The organism is Aquimarina macrocephali, from assembly GCF_051627225.1.
Taxonomy (GTDB): Bacteria; Bacteroidota; Bacteroidia; order Flavobacteriales; family Flavobacteriaceae; genus Aquimarina; species Aquimarina macrocephali.
This window is the reverse complement of record NZ_CP151795.1, coordinates 3,271,317-3,292,363: the sequence shown is the minus strand read 5'-3', so window position 1 is coordinate 3,292,363 and position 21,047 is coordinate 3,271,317. Positions and strand designations below refer to the sequence as shown.

Below are 21,047 nucleotides of genomic sequence, written 5' to 3'. Positions count from 1 at the left end.
GGATTACTGCCCTTTTACTTTATTTTTGAATTGCTCAAATTTCCCTAGCTTCTTTTTTTGAGGCCAACTATTATTAGAGGTATCAATATCTGCCGTCTCTTGTTTAGGGTCAACCACTATCTTAGAAATCGCTTTCTCAGAAGCCACTGCTCTTTTTACCTCAACATCATTTTTTCTCCAAATTTCTGCAGGATATGTTATTGTTTCTTTTGTTCCATCTTCGTATGTATATTCTACGATCAATGGCATTACAAGTCCACCTGGCTTCTCAAAGGTTATCTCATAGAAAAATTTAGGCTGCTTAAGTTTTTCACGTTCTTTAATAGAAAAATTATCCATTAGATATGCCTTTAATGTTTTAGCATCACTAATAATATTTCCATTCTTTTTAATCGTTTCATATTCCTCGCTTCCCTCTTTAACCATATATACAAGTGGTCCTAGGTCTTCTACTTTAGCACCTACCGATGCTGCATATTCTTTTACCTTTTCATTTGGTTCTTTAGAAACTACATATTTCTTCACTTCTCTCACCCCGATATCGGTATAGTCTGTAGTATAGAACCATCCTCTCCAAAACCAATCTAAATCAACAGCAGAGGCATCTTCCATAGTTCTAAAAAAGTCTTCTGGTGTTGGGTGTTTAAACATCCATCGCTGAGAATACGTTCTAAATGAATAATCAAAAAGATCTCTCCCCATTACGGTTTCTCTTAGAATATTTAGACCCGTTGCTGGTTTTGAGTAAGCATTAGGACCAAATTGATGAATATTATTAGATTGAGACATAATTGGAGATAGGAAATTTTGATTTCCACTCATGTAAGGCACAATCTTTTTTGCTGGTCCACGACGAGATGGATATTTTTTGTCTTTTCCTAATGCTTTTGGATACCATTCTCCAAAATCTTGTTCGGCAACATATTGTACAAAAGTATTAAGACCTTCATCCATCCAAGTCCATTGACGTTCATCACTATTAACAATCATCGGGAAAAAGTTATGGCCTACTTCGTGAATAATCACACTCATCATTCCATATTTTACACGATCACTATAGCTACCATCAGGTTTTGGTCTTCCGTAATTCCAGCAAATCATAGGATATTCCATACCTTGATTTTTTGCATGTACAGAGATTGCCTTGTGATAAGGATAATCAAAAGTCATTCGGCTATAAGATTTCAATGTACTGGCAACCACTTTTGTAGACCAATCTTCCCAAAGAGGGTTTCCTTCTTTAGGGTACATCGATACTGCCATTATATCTCTTCCTCCAATTTTAACTGCCATCATATCCCAAATAAACCTCCTGGAAGTAGCAAACCCAAAATCACGAACATTTTCGGCTTTTAGTTTCCATGTTTTCTTATTTTCAGAAAATGTTTTTTCTTTTGCTATAGCTTCTTTTTGAGTTACAATAACAACTGGCTTATTGTATGATTTCTTTGCTGCTTCATAGCGGCTCATCATATCTTTTGTAAATACTTCTTTTCTATTTACTAATACTCCGGTTCCATCTAAAATATGATCTGCAGGAACGGTAATATTCACATCGAAGTTACCAAATGGTAATGCAAACTCTCCTCTACCCCAAAACTGGTGGTTTTGCCATCCTTCTACATCATTATATACTGCCATACGAGGATAAAACTGAGCGATAACATATGCTCTGTTTCCATCTTCGAATTCTTCATATCCAGATCTACCTCTACCATTTACGTGATCATTAATATTATACCACCAATCAATTGAGAACACAAATTTCTCACCAGATGCCAAATCTTTAGGCATCTCTACACGCATCATAGTTCTATTGATTGTATATTTAAGTGGGTTTCCATTACTATCTTTTACGGCTGTAATATTAAATCCACCATCAAAAGGCTCTGCAAGATATTTTGTTAAAAAACCACCTGGTGTGGTTGCTGGATCAACTCCATTTGCCTGAATTAAAGGAGTTTTAGAGTCCTTAGCTCTCATATTCTGGTCTAATTGCACCCAAAGAAATTCTAAATTATCAGGTGAATTATTAGTATATGTAATGGTTTCTTTTCCAGAAAGTTTTTTGTTTTTATCATCAAGTTCAATATCCATTTTATAATCAGCTTGTTGCTGATAATATGCCGGACCTGGAGCTCCAGAACCTGTTCTGTACATATTCGGAGTTGCAAACTCGTCGTACATTTGTTTGAATTTGTTCTGATTAGTATGTCCTAATTCACGAACATTTTTAGCCTCTTCTTGATTTTGAGCATATGAAATACCTGATATCAAAAAAGTCACCGAAAGGACTAAAAGTATCTTTTTCATCGTAATGGTTTTGATTTTAGTGTTATGATTTCGCAAAGTAATTGTTTTTTAAAAGTTTACTGATTTATTCACTAAACTTTAACATCCCTAAGTCTTTTTCTTTTTCAAGGATAAGGCTTTTACGTTGATTTCCTTTTTTAACATGAACAATATTCTGTTGTTCTTCAAAAAGATCCATCAAAACTTGATTTGTGATTTCTATAGTATGTAAAGAAGTAACATTTTCTATTTCCAGATAGCAAATGATAAGATCGTCCTCATATTCTTTTCCCAAAAATGTAAAAGAGACTTTTTCCCCATTCACTACAAATTGTAGTTTCTGATTAAGATATATCGTTAAATTTTTATCTACTCCGGGGCTTTCTTCATCTTTATCCAGATTAGTAGATTCATCGTATCGTACTTTTAGAAGTTCTTCTATATCATCAACAAAAACTCTGGAAACAATCTGCAATGACTGTTGTTTTTCATTGTAATCCACCTGTGTTACACTTACATAAAATTTATGTGCTGTTTTAAAAGAACTTAACGAAACAGACATCACAAAAAGAAAGAGCAGTAAGATTTTATTCATCATCTAAAATTTGTAAAGCGTTAAATGTAATTAATTTTAATGTTATGCATTAAAAAATTATGCCAAACTTCGAATCATTAGAAATAAAGAGTTAAAATCTGTTCTCATATTAGTAAAACTTAGTTATCTCCAGAAATATGTTCATTGTTTGTTCACCACAAATTCTTTTCGCTTATCCGAGAATATCCTTAATACAACATTGTGATTTTCTTTACTAAATTCATATTGAATAGCACTCGTCTGAATACAGAATAATAAAAAATCATATATTTTCTCTTTGGGAAGTTTGTATACCGAGGATAAAAATTGTTTTCCATAAAAATCCTGAATAACCTCTAAGCTATTATTTTCTTTATCTAATTTTCTTGTTGTTTTTAAGGTTTTATAATATCCAGATAGATTTTTATAAGTTGCTTCAATATCTAGTCGAAATCCTATACCATAAAACATAATAGCTTTATTCATTGGTATAATTTCCTCCATCTGAATTCCGTCATAAACCGGTATTCCAACATCCTCAGGACTAAACAATTCTTCGGTCTTTATATCGTTAATATCGACATTCAAATTACCTGATAATTGTACTCCTACAATTACTTCATCTAATTCATTAAGGTTTTCTTTTAGCGTAAAACTAAATTCTTTATTGTCATACATATTTTTATTTACTACAATAACCTTTAGATCATATTGAACAGATGAAATAACAAATACATCTCCAATAGCTCCTTCTATAAAGAAAACTCCTTCTTTGTTTGTAATAGTAAATAGATTGGCTGTTTTATTAATTATATGAATTCCTTCTGAACTATCATTTCCTATTACCCCCTTTATCATTTTTCTTTGGCAGAAAACAGAAAGAAAGAAGAAATGAAATAAAATTATAGTTAAATATTTTTTCTGCACTTATAGTTGTTAAAATTCACTATTAAAGACAAACTATATCCAATCATGTTGCATTCATATAATTTTTTAGAAATCAAACTTTAGGCCATAACAAAAAGTAACTAATCCAGCTCTTTGTGTTCTTTATAAGATTTTGCCTTTGTCTGAAAAAACTCTAACAGTGTTAACCTTTTAGAGTTCTCAAGAAGGTTTTTAAAATATTCATCTTTTGCGCAGTAATACATAAAATCTGTTATTAAATCTTCTGGTAATTGTAGTGCTTCTACAAAGAAGGTAGTATTAAAAGTCGTTTCTCCTCTTTGTACTACTGCATCAAGATCTTCTAATGCTTTGATTCTCTTTAGTTTTTTTAATTTTCCGCTTAGATAATTAATGGGTCTATCAATTATCCCACTTCTTGCTGTATAGATTCTTCTTTCGGCTTTTGTTGGCTGTGGTTTATCGCTAAATGGAAGACCTAATGTTTTATTATCTACAAAAGATTGTAATTCTACAACACCTACATCTTTATCGAGGTTACCAGAAAGATCTGTAGTACTTATCTTCACTTGTTCTAATTGTTGCACTATAGGGTATAATACAATTGTAATCTTTTTGTCCTCAAGCTGATCCTGCTTAACTATAATTGATTGTATTTGATATTGAACAGAAGAAAAAACAATCGAATCTCCAGGACTTGCAGGTATTTCAAAAAATCCCTGCTCATCATTTGTTGTCCCAATTTCTTTAGTAAAATTTACAATATTAATAGCATATCCTTGTAGGGAATCGGCAACGATTTTTCCTTGAAGTTTTTCAGATTGACCAAAAGTTTGCAATGAAATAATAAAGAGTAGAAATGGTATAAGTTTTATCATATAAATATCATCAGGAATGATCTTCGTTATCCCATATAAAGATCTTCTCTACCAAAGACGATATAACTACAATAAAATTACAAAAGCCTATTTAGCCTCACCTATTTCTTATGATAAAGCTTACTTTGATATGCTAAAAATTGCAAAAGATCCAGTTCCTTTCCTGATTCAAAGTACTTTGTGTTTAAGCCATTTTCTTCAGCAAAAAAGATAAAATCATTAATTTGATCTATTTCTACTGCCAGATAATCTTTAAAAAACTCATCATTATATAAATCTCTAACCTTAACATCAATATCAGAAGAGTGTTTTTTCTTTTTAGAGGTTTTCTTAGTATTATAAACCAACTTAAAAAGGTTAACAAAATTTAACCCATTAATCATTCTATCTTCTAAGAACACTTTATTTTCTAACGGAGATAACTCATCTGGTCTAAAATCATAATCGGTATCATTAATTCTCGAAGACGTCTCTTCTGCTACATCTCCTATCCCACTTTGACTAAATCCTATTTTTTTTACATCTACAGATACATTTCCTACTAAGTCATAAGGGGTTACCACAACTTCTTCTAATTGGTTTACAGATTCGTTAAGAAAAACGTTTAATCTTTTAGTATCTACAATCCCTTTATCTACCAGTATCACAAAATTCTGATATTGCATAGCTACAACTTCTATCCGGTCATTAATTCCAGCGCCTATTTTAAATTTTCCATCTTTGGTCGTAATTGTACCTTTATTGGTACTGCGATTATAAACTACTACACCTTCTACATCATCTCCAATGGGCGCACTAATTTTTCCATTGATCATAACTCTTGAGGTAATTTGGGCAATAGAGGTACTAATTATAAAACAAACAAAAAGAACAGATAACTTTATCTTCATAACAAACGAGGTTAATTTATTTTTTAAGATACTACATTTTTTTATTTTCACAGAAGATTTCTAGATAAGAAAACGTTAAACTACTTTTATAAAAAAAATCTAATGACAAACTGTATAATTGCAAGTACATCTACACTTCACGGAAGTGAAGCTTTGGCATATTTACAAGACACCTTACTAGACTTATACTCAGGTATTGAGGAAATTCTTTTTATACCATATGCTCGTCCGGGAGGAATTTCTCATGATGAATATACTATCGGCATTAATAATATTTTTAAAAAAATAAATAAGAGAATAGTTAGCATACACATGTTCCCTAATCCTAAAGAAGCTATAAAAAATGCTAAAGGTATCTATACCGGAGGCGGAAATACATTTCTATTGGTCGATCAATTATACCGAAATGGAGTTATAGAACCATTAAAAGAAGCTGTTCTTTCTGGAGTACCTTATTTGGGAACAAGTGCAGGAAGTAATATTTGTGGTCTTAATATGAAAACTACAAATGATATGCCTATTGTTTACCCTCCAAACTTTGCTACATTGGGTATCGTACCATTTAATATTAATCCACATTATCTTGACCCTGACCTTAATTCGACACATAAAGGAGAAACCCGAGAAACTCGAATCAAAGAGTTTCATAATTTAAACCCACAACCTGTAGTGGGCATACGAGAAGGAAGTTGGCTGAAAGTCTATAACAATAAAATAACTCTGGAAGGTAGCTTAAGCGCTAGAATTTTTGAAAAAGGTAAAGAGCCCTACGAAATAGAAACAGGCAGCTCATTATCTGGATTAAACTAATAATCATACTGTGGATTACCAACAAATACTTAACGAAATAAGATCTGAGCTATCGTCTATATCTTATACAGGAAAAGTAGCTTCATACATTCCTGAATTAGCAAAAATTAAACCTGATAAATTTGGGATGCATCTGCATTGCATTAATTCTGGTCATTATAACTTTGGAGATCATAATGAACGATTTTCTATTCAAAGTATATCAAAAGTATTTGCTTTAACTATGGCCATGTCATTATTAGATGATGAATTATTTAAACGTGTGGATGTCGAGCCTTCTGGAGATCCGTTTAATTCTTTAGTGCAATTAGAATATGAAAATGGGGTTCCCAGGAACCCATTCATTAATGCAGGCGCTCTTGTGATATGTGATGTTTTAATATCGTTATTAAAGGATCCAAAAAAAGATTTTCTCAATTTTATACATAAGATCACAGGCAATGCTGATATTGATATCAATCCAAAAGTTTTTCAATCCGAAAAAAAACATAGTTACCGTAATGCAGCAGTATTAAATCTAATGAAATCTTTTGGCAATATTAAAAATGATATCGAAACCGTCCTTGATTTCTATATCTACCAGTGTTCTATAGAAATGTCTTGTAAAGAGCTATCTACTGCATTTATGATATACGCCAACGGCGGAAAACGATTATTCGACAATGAACAAATCTTATCATCCAGAAAGGTTAAACGTATTAATGCGATAATGCAGACTTGTGGTTTTTATGATGAAGCCGGTGAGTTTAGTTATAGAGTAGGTTTACCTGGAAAAAGTGGTGTTGGCGGAGGAATTGTAGCAGTACACCCCGGGCAGTATACTGTAACGGTATGGAGTCCCCCATTAAACCCCAAAGGAAACTCAGAACTGGGGATGCATACCTTAGAACGATTAACTACCCTAACCGGGTTATCTATTTTTTAATAGTATAATCTTCTAATGGTAAGGCTCACTGGTAAATTAAATTTTAAATAAATACAAAATTTCAGATAAAAAATGTAGTATAAAAAAACATTCTTTTTTTACTTCTAATCTTTAAAAAACTATGGGTTTAATTTACTTTCTGCCCATTTTAAATTATTCTTTGCTAATTGATAATCAGGATTTATTTCTAAAGCTTTGTTACAAGCTTCTTTTGCTTTTTCATAATTACCTAAGGCAATATATGATGAACATATATTATTATATGCTACTACACTATTAGGTTCTGCTTCTAACAATTCTTTACTAACTTCTATACACTTCTCGAAATACCCCAATTTGTAATAATTATAGCTAAGATTAAGGTATTCTTCTGGAGTTAGTTTTCGATTTTCTCTTCTATCAATACCTTTAAAAGATACACTAAGATTATTTTTAGTTAAAGACGTATGAGGTTTAATCATCAAAGATTTTTCACAGGATATTTTAGCTTCATCATACATTAATAAATTATTATATGCAGAACATAGATTATTATAAGCGATATTATTATTAGGATCTAAAGAAATAACCTTTTTTGAAGCTTCAATACTTTTAAAATAATCTTTCTTTTTATAGTACAGCAAGCTTAATTCTATATATCCGTTTACCGAAGGTGCTTTAGCCACTTTTTGTTCTACTTCTAATAGATGTTTACCTACTTTATACGGGTTTTTTATTATATAGCAGATTGGTGCATCATCAATTTCAATTTCATGCACTGTGTTTTCGGGAGACCAATTTGCACTTTTTACATCTTTATTATACTTGCCTTCTGCCAACATAACTATAGAATAATCCCAATCTGGAGAATCTCGTTTTACTAATGCATATTTTAAATTTGGACTTTTATCGAGATGGTAAGTTACTTTAGTTTGACTTCCATAATACATTCGTACCCGAGGAGGATTATTTTTATCTCCAACATTTTTTTCTAGCCAGTCTAATGCAGGTTTAATTGCTACACCATAATAATCTATCTCATAATTTCCATACGCTCCTCCTACGCCACCAATAATTGGACTAAAATATAATGCTTGCATTGGGTGATATTGTATCATAAACCGTAATGGTTGCAATAACAACAAGAAAAGAATTCCATAGATTGCTAGCTTTACATTTTTTATTTTTATCAATTGAATTAATCTACTCCATGATAATGCACTTAGTACAACGATGGGTAGTACTGAAAACATAAATTGCCTTGAACCATCATGACTATTGGGCTTACCAAAAATAACTAGTAACATCGGGAATACAGTAGTAAACAACACTATAGATATATATAGTATATTCTTATTGGTATTCTTATAATAAAGTAAGGGTATCAGAAAAAAACCAATAAATGCATGTAATGGCATTGTAATAATAAACAAGTTTTTAATTGCAAAATACCAAGGCACATTAAAACTGCTCTGCCAATTCCCTTCAAATATTTGTAAGTTTTCAAAACCTCTAAACTCGCTCGTTTTAAATAACATTTCAAAAGGAACTTTTATAGGGTTGGTTTGTGCATATGGCCAAAAAATACTCACGGCCAAATACGCAAGCACACATACTCCAACAGATTTACCAGCTAATAGCAAAGTATCTTTTACTATAATTTTTTTGAAATTTGATTTATAATTCTCAAGTAACCACCATAGTAAAACTGCCAATAAAACATACCCAATAACAATTAGACCAATTATTCTAATATTAATTAGAATGGAGATATTGAGGATTAATAAAAAAGATCTTTTAATAGATATTCTAGGAAGTTCTTTTAATAACTTGACAATATGAAACAGAGAAAACATATAAAATGCAGCAGCAGGAATGTCTTTTGGATTATTCATCGAATATCCAAACATTACAGGAGTTAACACTACAAATAATAATGTAAACAACCCGACTTTCCAGCCTCCTAGCTCTTTTCCTAATAAACCGCAAAACAAAAAGAGTAAAAAACCAAAAATAGAATTTAAAAAATTTTTAAATTCATATACTCCTATAAAGCTAAAAAATTGATGTAAAAAATTTGACAATAAATCAAAAAAGCCTCCAAAACCATTCATTCCATGGTACTCTCCATCAATATTTTTGTTGACATCATAATAATTTCCTTGATCATTAATTGGGCTTAAAGTTGCAATTTCATCTATTCCTTTAAAGTAATTAAGAATTCGAGTTCCATGATCTTGATGAATTTTAGTATCTTCTAAAGGCCCATAATCTTGACTCAAAAAAGCCATCGTGTAACCTATTAAAACTGCAACTACAATAAATCCATTACGATAAATGCTTTTTGGAACAAAATTCAATTTCATAGAGATTGGTTTTTTTGAAAAAAACTTTTTATCAAATTAATAATTTTGTTTTGATCTTCCATATGTAAATCATAAAACAATGGCAATCTTAATAATTGATTTGCAAAAGTATCGCAATTCTTAAGTTCTACATTTGTGTTTTTTTCGATATAGAAAGGGCTTTTATGAAGTGACACATAATGAAAAACAGAAAAAACATCATTATCCTTTAAAAACGATATTAATTGACTTCTTTCTTCTATGTTTTTACAAACTAAATAAAAGAGATGGCCATTTGAAGTAGCATAACTAGGGATTTCAGGTAATTTTAATAAACCTTCACTCTCAAGCTGTTTTAAACCATTATAATAATTATTCCATAAAACCTTTCGTCTAGATTGAATTTTTTGCAGGTTTTCTAATTGTGCAAACAAAAAAGCAGCAGTAACATCTGAAGGTAAAAAAGAAGAACCTACATCAACCCAAGAATATTTATCTACTTCTCCTCTAAAAAAAGCTGAGCGATTCGTGCCTTTTTCCCAAATAATCTCTGCTCTCTTATCGAAGCGCTCATCATTAATAACCAACATCCCTCCTTCTCCTGAAATTATATTTTTGGTTTCATGAAAAGAAAACGTAGCTAAATGACCAATACTCCCCAAAGGCTTATCTTTATAATATGAATCTATAGCCTGCGCTGCATCTTCTATTACAAATAAATTATTTTTTTTTGCAAAATCCATAATCGAATCCATATCACAAGCAACTCCTGCATAATGAACAACTACAATAGCTTTCGTTTTAGGAGTAATTAGCTTTTTCAAAGAATTAGCATCTATATTTGGATTATTAGTATAACTATCTGCAAAAACAATTTTGGCACCACGTAAAACAAAAGCATTAGCAGTAGACACAAATGTATAGGAAGGCATAATTACCTCATCACCAGGTTTAATATCAATCAAAATTGCAGCCATCTCCAAAGCATCAGTACAAGAAGAGGTTAGCAAACAATTCCTAAAACCAACCGTTTTTTTAAAAAAATTATGACATTTTTGAGTGTAATATCCATTACCTGAGATTTTACCTCGATTCACTGCATCCTTAATATAATACAATTCATCACCAGTCATGTAAGGTTTATTAAAAGGTATCATAGCATCTTGTCCTATTATTAATTATTTAGCATTAGAGTTCCAAAAAAGCTGTGGTGTTTTATTTTCCCATATTAACACACCTGCTTTCTCCCAAGGAGAGTCTATATTTTTATGCAATAAATCTCTTTCCCACTTAAAAGATACTTTAATTCTTTTTTTTACAATTTCAAACTCTTGCTTTTGCGTCAAATCAATAGCATTACGATATGACCAAAAGGAAGTATAATCTACAAAACCTTTTTTCAAAGAATATGCATTCTCTTTAATATTAGGTGCATTTACAACCCACATCCAATTTACATATGTACCTCCTTTCAAATAATCTCCTGGCATGCCTTTTTCATCTAAAATAGGTAAAAAACTATCTTTGTATTTCAAACCATATACTTGATGATATCCTCTAAAATGATTATCCATAAATACTGGATGTTTACATATTCCAAAATATTTCACTAAAGATTTATCTACAAAATGTGTAACACTACTAGAGCCAAAAAAACTATAATGCACTTGCACTTGTGAAATAATTGACAAGAAAAAAAATGATACCAGTATACCATTTCTTATTCTGTTTCTGTTGTAACTACGTGGATTATCATCTTGAATAAATTTTAATAATTCTATTTTATTGACAACAGAATTTGAATTCGTGTCAAAAGTATTTTTATATAAATTTATTTTATTAAGAAGTAATACGGGATAACACATAGGAGAAGCTTTTACGATTTTCTCAAGTAGATTTTTCCCTGTATAACTTACATTATTTACATCTACCCCATATGTTTTTCCTTTTCCTATTTCTGAAGATTCGCTTGTTGATTCCTTATCATAAACATGATTGACAAATTTTATACGATTAAGAATATCTAAGCTTTGAATTATCAATTTCAATTTATGAGAGGGTAAATTAGAATCATCATAATAAATAACAAGGCTTTCTTTTTTAGACGTTATTTTCCTCCAAATTCTATCCCACCATGAAACCGGAACCATAAGAAAATAAATAGAAATACAACCAAAAGCAAAATAAGGTATTGGATATTCTATATATATTCCTAGATGCAAACCAAGGCCAATAATCAATAATGGTATTCTAAATTTTTTATTCCAAAAAATAAAAACAAACAGAAACTCAAATACTATTGTCAAATGAGATAGAAACTTGATCAAGAATTCTTGGTTAAGTATCCATTGAGTATCTGCAATAGAAACGTGAGGAAGTGAAGACGGTAACCACATCCCTAACCCCCCAAGCCACATTGGAGATTGCATCTTATAGAAGATAACAGAATCAAGATAAACTATTCCTAGTCCCATAAAAACAGGTAGTAAATAATTGATTTTTGACACTTTAGAAGGAACGTATATTAAACCTTGATTTAAATATTTTAATTTCTTGAGTACTATATCGATCGATAAAAATCTACTTATAGGTAAAAATATAAGTAGGAAATTGATTCCTATATACACATAAAACATATGATAGGAATAATTAGTCATACTAGAAATAAATATCAGCGTAAACAAATAATTAATGATTGTTACTGTTCTTGTATATAACCCAATAATCATAAAAACAAGAACTGTCATCCATAACAACATCAACAACTTGGTATCAGGAAAATGAACATCGATATATGGCAATCTATCAAAATAAAGCTGACGATGATTAAATATTTCGATGATTTCAAACAAAAAATTAAGACAGTATGCTATTCTAAAAATAGCCAAACCTTTTGCAGAAATTTTTTTAGTAAATATAGCAGCCATACTGCACAATTTTAATTATTAAAATGGTTTATATTTGAGTTTCTATACTATCAACACGTAATAAGTCTGTTCCCTTGGTAGAATATACGCCATTTTTTATAGTATTCTTTTTAATCACTGCTCCACATCCGATAATACAATGTTCTTCAATTGTTACGTGATCCCTGATTGTAGCATTTATTCCTATAAAACAATTATTCTTAATTGTTATTTTTCCTGAAACAGCAACCGACGGTGCTAAAAAACAATGATCTCCAATTGTAGAATGGTGAGCGACTACAGTTCCAGACCACAAAACGGTATTAACACCTATTTTGGCACCAGGTTCTATTACACAACCATCAAAAATAAAACTATTTTCTCCTACCATTTTTGAATCCCAAATATTTGCTCTTGGACTAATATATGTAACAAAATTATAGCCTAGATCTTTTGCCTCAAGATACAAACGTTCTCTTACCGTATTCACTTTATTTGGCCCGATTGCAATTAATAATTCGTGTGTTTGAGCTGGAAAAAAATTGGTTATCTCTTCAAAATCAACAACTGGTAGATCACAAAATTTATTTACAGTTTTAAATTTTTTCTCTACAGAAAAGGCAATAACTTTATTATAATTATCTCTTTTTAAATATTGATATGCCATTTCGGCATAATCACCAGTTCCAACAATAACAACAGACTTCATAAAGCGATTATTTATGTATCACAAGCGTTAATTCATAAAGATCATAAGAATGGTCAATAATAAAATTTCTTGTCATTTTTTCAACTATAAAAGAGGTTAACTTACTTAAATCGGGATAATACAATCGATCATATTCATAATCTACATGAGGTGTCATTAGATTTAAAATAACTTTCTTATTACTAATCTTAAACATATTTTCGATTGATTCAAAAACATAGATTTCCCAATCGTTCGTTTTTGAATCTAGTTTTGCATTATATGTACCAGAAGCTATAACATAATCAAAATTTTCGGAAACGTTTTCAACATTTGTTAGTTGAGCTTTATCATTACCATAAATACTATTAACCTGATCAATCATATCAGGAACTATATCAATTCCTTTATATATAAAATCAAGTTCTTTTTTTTTACAATACTCCAAATATCCACCACCGCCACATCCGACATCAAGAACAGAAGGCTTATTAAAAAAATCTATATATCTATTAATTATTTCAAATCTCAAATTCTGAGTCTCCTCATTTTTCCAATCCATTCCTTTAGCTCCAAATCCATATTCTTCTACTTGCTTTTGATAGTAATCAACTATTTTCTTTTCATTTGGTATTGGTTTCATCGTAAATTTTTTTAATAATGGTTAACGGCCGTTGTTTAGTTTCTTCAAAAATTTTAGACAAATAAATTCCTAATATACCAACACTTAAAATAATTAGACCACTCAAAAACCAAATAGACAAGATGAGAGATGTCCAACCACCTAAGTAATCCTTATAAAATAAATTGGATATTAAATAATACATGGTAAACACAAAGGATGAAAAACTAATAATTAAACCCAGATAAAAGACATAAATCAACAAATTTTTAGTCGAAGAAGTAATTGCATTAACTAATAATGCAAGTTTCCTTCTGGTACTGTAAGTTGATGTTCCTTTTCCAAGTTTTTTGACTTCAACAGGCAACTGGGTATATCCAACTAGTGCAAAAACGCCTCCAAGAAATAACTCTCTCTCAGAAAAATTCTTTAAGGCTTCTATATATTGTTTATTCATTAATCTAGCCATCAAAATGTTTTCCTCAATAGGTACATCTGCAAGGTTATTGAATATTTTATAAAATATCTTTCCTGTTATTCGTTCTACAAACCCACCTTTTCTGGTTTTTTGTACTCCGAATACCACATCAACATTTTGTTCACTCATTTCTTTATAAAAAATGGTAAGTAGCTCTGGTTCTTCTTCTAAATCAGAATCTAGCAAAAACACATAATCTCCAGTAGCATACCTTAATCCTGTCATTACAGCTTTATGATGTCCAAAATTTCTGGACAACTCTATAAGTTTAACTTTTGAATCAGAATTTCTAATTTCTAAAACCTCTAGATTAGAATGATCAGGAGAACCATCATTTACAAATACAATCTCATAATCTTCTGTAAGTTTCTGTGCAACTTTTTGTACTCTTTCATAAAACTCTTTAACAAAGCGTTCAGATTTATACAGAGTGGTGACGATTGATAACTTCATGAATTAAAACTTTTCAAAAATGAATTTGCATTTTCACCTTCATTAAAAATTAAGTCCAAAACACTTACTCCATGTTCAAAAGGAGTTGACGTTTGATTATATTCTTTGTAACCAGAATAATCTATCCATTCTATCTCTATCGAGTTTTCATGAAAAAGAGCATCTTTAATATAAGTCTTTGCTGTGGGACCTGAAACATAAGTTTTTGCTTCTAATTTTATACAAGCGTCGATTAACCTTTCATTAGCATCTCCAACAAGAGAAAGTTCTGTACTACTAATTATAGGGGTCTTAATATTTAAAATATCACAAATTTCATGAATAAACTTCTTGTTGATTTCACTAAGCAATAAAGTATCTATTTCTAAATATAATTTTTCAAACCGCTCTCTGTATTTTCTAAAAAAGGGAGCTTTCCCGTATACGGCCTGTAAGGTTTTCCAATGCTTTACATTCCATTTGGGTAAAAAAACTTTGGTTTCATCAACTCTCTGATCAAGATTATTTTGTTTAACAGGAATAGTAATCCATTCTAACCCTTTATTAGTTTTTAAAATATTTCGATTCCGCCAATCATTTTTTGTGTATTGAACTTCATCATATAACACAAATACATCAACCATATTGATCATGTCAAAATACCCTTTCCAGGGAATATAATTTGATTGAGATATTGCTATTTTTTTTTTCAAATATTATAATTTAAATACTATACATATATTGTTTTTTCGAAGAATTTAATGCAGGAAAATTTGGCTTACAAGAATTTTTATCATTAGTATATTTCTTTCAAAACCAACTCTTTTTCTTAGCGCATTAAAAAGGTAAAACAAGTTATTCATTATTTAACGTCCAAATATAATACTATTAATTTTCTATCACTACATTCATAATTATAGATTACAAAAATGAAAGTATTACTTCTCTTTAACACATTAATAACAAAACATTTACATTTCTTTAATTTTTAAATTTTCGAAAAATTTATTTCTCCAATAACAAAAACAATATAAAACTATTATATTTAGTCATAATTCCTTAATTTAAATTAGTAATAATTAATTCTGAATTAAGGAATTATGACTAAAATAATTGTACCCTAATTTCATATAATCCAATAGGTATATGTTTAGAAATTTTACTTCAAAAAGCTTTGAGTTTAAATCTTTAGTCATCATACTATTTGTTACTCTACTAGTATACTTAAATCATTTTGACAATCCATTTTTTTTTGATGATTATCATACAATTACCGAAAATGAATCTATCCGAAGTTTAGACAACTGGACGAGTTTTTTCTCAAATGCCGATACTTTTAGTTCTCTTCCCGCCAATAGATCATACAGACCTGTAATTACATTGATGAATGCTATTGACTATTCATTGGCAAATGGATTAAACTCTAAATATTATCATTATCACATCTTTTTTTGGTTTTTGGTTCTAATTATTTTAATGTTTCGATTAACTAAACATATTTACGAAAAATCCATAGAAAAATATCAATGGATTGTAGTCACAGCGCTTTTTGCAACCGCTTGGTTTGCACTCCATGCTGCCAATGCAGAAACTATTAATTATATCTGTGCTCGCTCTGATTCTTTTTCCTCTTTATGTACCGTAGCCTCTTTACTTTTATACATTTATCCTTTTGGAAAAAAATGGCACTTATATTTAATTCCTATGGTTATTGGTATCTGGACAAAACAAACCGGAGTTATGGTTTTTCCAATACTATTCGTCTATATTATCCTTTTCGAAAATCATTCATTACTTACTGATTTCAAAACAGATACTAAACAGAAAATAATTGAGGTATTTAAAAAAATTGCTCCAACCGCTATTATCACTACTTCTCTTTTTGTTTTCAACCAATATTACTTAACTCCAGAGTCAACAGACTCTACTAATTATTTGGTAACAAGATTTGAATATATTAGCACCCAATGCTATGTAATCATGCATTATCTAGGTAATTTTATTCTTCCAATTAACCTTAGTGCAGATCCCGATATCACTATTATAAAACCTTGGTACAATTTCAAAATACTTTTAGGGGTATTGATCATTTTAGGAATGTTATTTTTAATGGTAAAAACTGCTTTCAAAAAAGAACTAAGACCAATTGCTTTTGGTCTTTTCTGGTTTTTTATTGCCTTATTACCAACTTCCTTAAACCCTCTATTTCAGACTGCAAATGATCACCGTATGTTCTTTCCCTTTATAGGTCTCTTTATTGCTGTTCCATGGGGAATATTAATTATTCTAAAAAAGTATAATGTATTTGAAAAAGGTAAAAAATATACTATCGGCATTGCAATTGCACTATCGATAATCCTTATCGGTCATGGATATGGTACATTTCAAAGGAGTGAAATATGGAATTCTGAAGAATCACTATGGTTAGATGTTACAAAGAAAAGTCCAAAAAATGGAAGAGGGCAAATGAATTATGGTCTAACTCAAATGGAAAAAGGTAAATTTGATGTCGCGCTAAAATATTTTAACAAAGCAGACAAATTAATCCCCAAGTATTATATTTTGTACATCAATTTAGGTATTGCATATGGAGCAAAAAAAGAGCATTCTACAGCAGAACATTATTTTAAATCTGCAATACAGTTAAATAATAGCTCTCCAGCTCCAGAATTTTATTATGCACGATATCTTTCTGAACAAAAAAAGTACAATGAAGCTGAGATATATTTAAAAAAAGCATTGGTTAAAAGTCCAAATCATATTCTATCTAAGGAATTATTAAAACAAATCTCAAATAAGGTTGTAACCTCTGAAAAAGAGATAAAACCCTTATTAGAAAAAATAAAAACAAATCCCGATATTAAATCTTATATTAATCTAAGTCTTATATATTATAGAGACGGAAAATATAAATTGGTAATTTCAACTTGCAAAGAATTATTAAAAATAGACCCTAATAATACTCTTGCCTATAACAACATATGTTCGGCTTATAATCAAATGGAGCAATGGGAACTTGGTGCTGAAGCCTGTAGAAAAGCACTGGAGATCAATCCTGATTATGAATTAGCAAAGAACAACTTAAAATGGGCAACAGACAACATTAACAATTAATTAAAAAAACAATAAATAATGCTTAATAATAAAACAATAGGTGTAGTAATCCCTTGTTACAATGAAGCTACTCAAATAACAATGGTTCTTGACAGTATGCCAGACTTTGTTGACCGTATTATTATTGTGGATGATGTATCCAAAGACCAAACAGTAGAGGTTGTTATTAAATATTTAAAAAATAATACTTCAGCTTTAAAACTAACCTCTAATCTTCAAAAAGAAATAGTTCCAACCATATATAATAGAGCTGATATCGAGGTGCATCAAAAAAACATAGAAGAATTAAAAAGATTTCCTCCTATTGAAATTTTAAATAAAAATCCGGAGGAAGAAAAAATTATTGTTATTAAGCACCTAAAAAACGGAGGAGTTGGAGCAGCTGTTGCCACAGGGTACAAGTGGTGCAAAGATCATGATATTGACTGTGCTGTAGTAATGAATGGTGATGGTCAAATGGACCCAAATGAACTTGAATCTATTTGCAATCCTGTCGTAAAAGAAGAAATTGATTATGTAAAAGGAAATCGATTAATCCACAAAAGTGCCTGGGTTATTATTCCAAGAGTTCGTTTTTTAGGAAATTCTGTACTAAGTATACTTACCAAAGTGGTTTCAGGGTATTGGGGGATATCTGATACTCAAAGCGGATATACAGCTATGTCAAATCACGCTTTAAATTCAATTCCATTATATAATATTTATAAAAGATATGGAATGCCTAATGATGTATTAGTAAAACTCAATATCGCTTTCTGCACAATTCGTGAAGTAAAAATAAAACCTGTTTATGGTGTTGGTGAACAATCAAAATTGAATGTTATTAAAGTTTCTTTTCCTATATTATTCTTATTAATTCGCTGCTTCTTTAAACGATTGCATACCAAATATTTGATTAGAAGTTTCCATCCACTATTTTTATTGTATTGGATCTCATTTATTATTGGAATAATCAATATGTATTTCCTATATCATTTATTAGTAAACTTTTTCATCCCAGATTCTAAAACTCCAACTGATTATCTTATAATTTTCATTTTCTTAACCATTTCAGGATTTCAATCTTTACTATTTGCAATGTGGATGGATATACAAGATAATGAAAGGTTATCTCAATAAACCTATTCTAAGTCTCTTAATTGACTTAATTGAATAGGTGAAAGATAAAACCAAATGGCTCCGGGAATAAAAGATACAAGCTGTAATAAAAATATAATAAGTGATAATGCGATAGCATCTTGAGAAGGAAGACCATATAACTGAAAAATTATGACTAACGAAGTTTCACGAACTCCTATTCCTAAAACAGTAATAGGAAGCAATGTTAGTAATCCTAAAATGAAGACTCCTAAAAACAAACCTATATGATTAATAGGTATACTCATACTCCAGGCTATATAATTAAAAACACCATATATCAATACCATACTAAAACAAGTAATACTTAGAGCCGATAAAACTCCTTTAACACCAAGGGTGTGAGAATTAAAAGCTTCCCACCATGGTTTAATATATTTTTTAATTTTCTTTCGAAACACAAAAAGGACAAAAAGCAACACTACTAATACTATACCCAATAGTAATGCAGACGAATAATTAGAAGAAGGTTTTAAAATCTTAAAATTAATTTGATAATAAAAAAGAGCTATTAAACTAAAAAAAACCAAGCAAATCAAATCAAAAATGCGATCCATAATAAGACTGGACCATCCAACCTTCTGATTAGGTAACTGATCCTTTATGTAAAACAACCTGCCAAAATCGCCTAATTTCCCAGGAGTAATATTCGCAAGAAAAAGACCAATAAAAAAAATCTTAAGTGCCTGGTAGCTATGTAATGGTATCCCAAAAGAATTGGAAATGATTTTCCATCTTACACTTTTCAGATAAAAAGCAATCCAAAAAATAACTATCGCTACTAACAAATGCGCAATAGAAACTTTTTTTATAGACTCTAATGTATCTTCCCATCCCACCTTATATATCAAAAGGCAAAACAGAATCACACCCAAAAATTTTATCCAAAAACTAAACTTCTTCAAAATATTATATCCATATAGCACAAAACAGTAGCGCAGAATCTTTCTAAAAATATAAAATTCTTAAAAACTATTTATTAAATAAAAAAGGTTTCATCATTACTGATGAAACCTTAGAGCGGGAGACCAGGTTCGAACTGGCGACATTCAGCTTGGAAGGCTGACGCTCTACCAACTGAGCTACTCCCGCCTTTCGCGGCGACAAATGTATTAGATTTCTTCTAAACTAAAAAACAAATAAATATTTTTTTTATGATAATTTCACGTTAAAATTTAACAAAAGCCAGTTGTAAATATTTTTTTGTGTGTATTTTAGCGATAAAAATTGTTTTTTATCGAAAAAATCATATATTTGCCTAATTGATAACATTTTAAGATATTATCAATTTATATTTATGCCAAAAAAAAACAAAAGCTGTTTTAACCATATATAGGTTATGGTTAAAACGTAATTTATTTAAGCTTTAATTGTAAATAAAACGTAAAATATGAAGATAAAATTACCCCTCATAATCTTATTTTTATCTTTAGCAACTGCTCAGGCTCAGGTCAAAGTTGGTGATAACCCCAATCAAATAGATTCTTTTTCTATTTTAGAATTGGAAAGTACTAATAAGACATTCGTTCTCTCTAGAGTTACTACAACTCAAATGAATGCAATGACTCCTTTAAATGGAGGATTAGTCTATAATACAACTGTCAATTGCGTCTTTCAATATAACAATAATAGCTGGTCAAGTCTATGTACCGGCAATGATGATCAACAACTATCCTTTAATCCCACGACAAACATTTTAAGTTTGGAAGATGGAGGATCTGTTGATTTATCTTCTCTAATATCCGCAGGTCCCGTAGGACCGACTGGAGCAACTGGTGCACAAGGAACAACAGGTGCCACTGGAGCAACCGGAGCGCAAGGAACTACAGGTGCTACTGGAGCAACCGGAGCACAAGGACCGACAGGTGCCACTGGAGCAACTGGAGCACAAGGAACAACGGGTGCCACTGGAGCAACCGGAGCACAAGGAACTACAGGTGCCACTGGAGCAACCGGAGCGCAAGGAACAACAGGTGCTACCGGAGCGCAAGGAACAACAGGTGCCACTGGAGCAACCGGAGCGCAAGGAACAACAGGTGCCACTGGAGCAACCGGAGCACAAGGAATAACA

At 30.6% G+C, this 21,047-nt stretch carries 18 protein-coding genes and 1 tRNA gene; 5 read left to right on the top strand and 14 right to left on the bottom strand.

Translation table 11 applies throughout. The features are described 5' to 3' along the window. Positions 1 to 3: 3 nt before the first annotated feature. The 5 genes from AAFU52_RS14175 to AAFU52_RS14155 all read right to left on the bottom strand — a co-directional run bounded on the left by AAFU52_RS14175 (position 4) and on the right by AAFU52_RS14155 (position 5,540). A complete protein-coding gene (locus AAFU52_RS14175; RefSeq protein WP_024768995.1) occupies positions 4 to 2,313 on the bottom strand; it encodes a M1 family metallopeptidase in 2,310 nt (769 codons plus the stop codon). 64 nt (positions 2,314 to 2,377) lie between these two features. Beyond that, positions 2,378 to 2,887, bottom strand: coding sequence for a DUF6702 family protein (locus AAFU52_RS14170; protein ID WP_024768996.1), 510 nt, complete (start codon positions 2,885 to 2,887; stop codon positions 2,378 to 2,380). Between the two features lie 141 nt (positions 2,888 to 3,028). Next, positions 3,029 to 3,724, bottom strand: a complete 696-nt coding sequence (locus AAFU52_RS14165; protein ID WP_024768997.1) for a hypothetical protein — start codon at positions 3,722 to 3,724, stop codon at positions 3,029 to 3,031. 170 nt (positions 3,725 to 3,894) lie between these two features. Continuing rightward, positions 3,895 to 4,650, bottom strand: a complete 756-nt coding sequence (locus AAFU52_RS14160) for a hypothetical protein (protein ID WP_438422369.1) — start codon at positions 4,648 to 4,650, stop codon at positions 3,895 to 3,897. 101 nt (positions 4,651 to 4,751) lie between these two features. Next, positions 4,752 to 5,540 carry a hypothetical protein gene (locus AAFU52_RS14155; protein WP_035090557.1) on the bottom strand — a complete coding sequence of 263 codons (789 nt, stop codon included), beginning with the start codon at positions 5,538 to 5,540 and terminating at the stop codon, positions 4,752 to 4,754. Between the two features lie 102 nt (positions 5,541 to 5,642). On the opposite strand from AAFU52_RS14155, the gene pepE reads away from it, so the two are divergent. Both pepE and AAFU52_RS14145 read left to right on the top strand, forming a co-directional pair. Continuing rightward, positions 5,643 to 6,350 carry a dipeptidase PepE gene (gene pepE, locus AAFU52_RS14150; RefSeq protein WP_438422368.1) on the top strand — a complete coding sequence of 236 codons (708 nt, stop codon included), beginning with the start codon at positions 5,643 to 5,645 and terminating at the stop codon, positions 6,348 to 6,350. Positions 6,351 to 6,360: 10 nt separating this feature from the next. After that, on the top strand, positions 6,361 to 7,275 hold the full coding sequence (locus tag AAFU52_RS14145; RefSeq protein WP_024769001.1) for a glutaminase: 915 nt from the start codon (positions 6,361 to 6,363) through the stop codon (positions 7,273 to 7,275). A 119-nt stretch (positions 7,276 to 7,394) separates the two neighbouring features. On the opposite strand, the gene AAFU52_RS14140 is transcribed toward AAFU52_RS14145, so the two are convergent. From AAFU52_RS14140 to AAFU52_RS14110, 7 genes are read right to left on the bottom strand one after another with little or no spacing between them, the layout of a single operon-like run. Then, positions 7,395 to 9,620 carry a tetratricopeptide repeat protein gene (locus AAFU52_RS14140; RefSeq protein WP_438422367.1) on the bottom strand — a complete coding sequence of 742 codons (2,226 nt, stop codon included), beginning with the start codon at positions 9,618 to 9,620 and terminating at the stop codon, positions 7,395 to 7,397. After that, entirely contained in the window at positions 9,617 to 10,756 is a 1,140-nt protein-coding gene (rffA, locus tag AAFU52_RS14135; protein ID WP_438422366.1) for a dTDP-4-amino-4,6-dideoxygalactose transaminase, read from the bottom strand. Before rffA ends, AAFU52_RS14140 begins: the two co-directional genes overlap by 4 nt. Before the next feature lie 21 nt (positions 10,757 to 10,777). Continuing rightward, on the bottom strand, positions 10,778 to 12,526 hold the full coding sequence (locus tag AAFU52_RS14130) for a hypothetical protein (RefSeq protein WP_438422365.1): 1,749 nt from the start codon (positions 12,524 to 12,526) through the stop codon (positions 10,778 to 10,780). Positions 12,527 to 12,554: 28 nt separating this feature from the next. Beyond that, a complete protein-coding gene (locus AAFU52_RS14125; protein WP_438422364.1) occupies positions 12,555 to 13,214 on the bottom strand; it encodes an acetyltransferase in 660 nt (219 codons plus the stop codon). Between the two features lie 7 nt (positions 13,215 to 13,221). Further along, the gene (locus tag AAFU52_RS14120) at positions 13,222 to 13,836 is read right to left on the bottom strand and encodes a class I SAM-dependent methyltransferase (RefSeq protein ID WP_438422363.1); all 615 of its coding nucleotides are present in this window, start codon (positions 13,834 to 13,836) and stop codon (positions 13,222 to 13,224) included. Beyond that, positions 13,817 to 14,746, bottom strand: a complete 930-nt coding sequence (locus AAFU52_RS14115; protein ID WP_438422362.1) for a glycosyltransferase family 2 protein — start codon at positions 14,744 to 14,746, stop codon at positions 13,817 to 13,819. Before AAFU52_RS14115 ends, AAFU52_RS14120 begins: the two co-directional genes overlap by 20 nt. Beyond that, complete coding sequence (locus AAFU52_RS14110) at positions 14,743 to 15,438, bottom strand: WbqC family protein (protein WP_438422361.1); 696 nt, start codon at positions 15,436 to 15,438, stop codon at positions 14,743 to 14,745. Before AAFU52_RS14110 ends, AAFU52_RS14115 begins: the two co-directional genes overlap by 4 nt. Before the next feature lie 433 nt (positions 15,439 to 15,871). Between AAFU52_RS14110 and AAFU52_RS14105 the strand changes: the two genes are divergently transcribed. Beyond that, positions 15,872 to 17,839, top strand: coding sequence for a hypothetical protein (locus AAFU52_RS14105; RefSeq protein WP_438422360.1), 1,968 nt, complete (start codon positions 15,872 to 15,874; stop codon positions 17,837 to 17,839). A gap of 18 nt (positions 17,840 to 17,857) precedes the next feature. Next, entirely contained in the window at positions 17,858 to 18,958 is a 1,101-nt protein-coding gene (locus AAFU52_RS14100) for a glycosyltransferase family 2 protein (RefSeq protein WP_438422359.1), read from the top strand. Positions 18,959 to 18,960: 2 nt separating this feature from the next. On the opposite strand, the gene AAFU52_RS14095 is transcribed toward AAFU52_RS14100, so the two are convergent. Further along, complete coding sequence (locus tag AAFU52_RS14095) at positions 18,961 to 19,845, bottom strand: lysylphosphatidylglycerol synthase transmembrane domain-containing protein (protein ID WP_438422358.1); 885 nt, start codon at positions 19,843 to 19,845, stop codon at positions 18,961 to 18,963. Between the two features lie 150 nt (positions 19,846 to 19,995). Beyond that, positions 19,996 to 20,068: transfer RNA gene (locus tag AAFU52_RS14090), tRNA-Gly, on the bottom strand. A gap of 683 nt (positions 20,069 to 20,751) precedes the next feature. Here AAFU52_RS14090 and AAFU52_RS14085 point away from each other — a divergent pair. Continuing rightward, positions 20,752 to 21,045, top strand: coding sequence for a hypothetical protein (locus tag AAFU52_RS14085; RefSeq protein WP_438422357.1), 294 nt, complete (start codon positions 20,752 to 20,754; stop codon positions 21,043 to 21,045). Positions 21,046 to 21,047 lie beyond the last annotated feature (2 nt).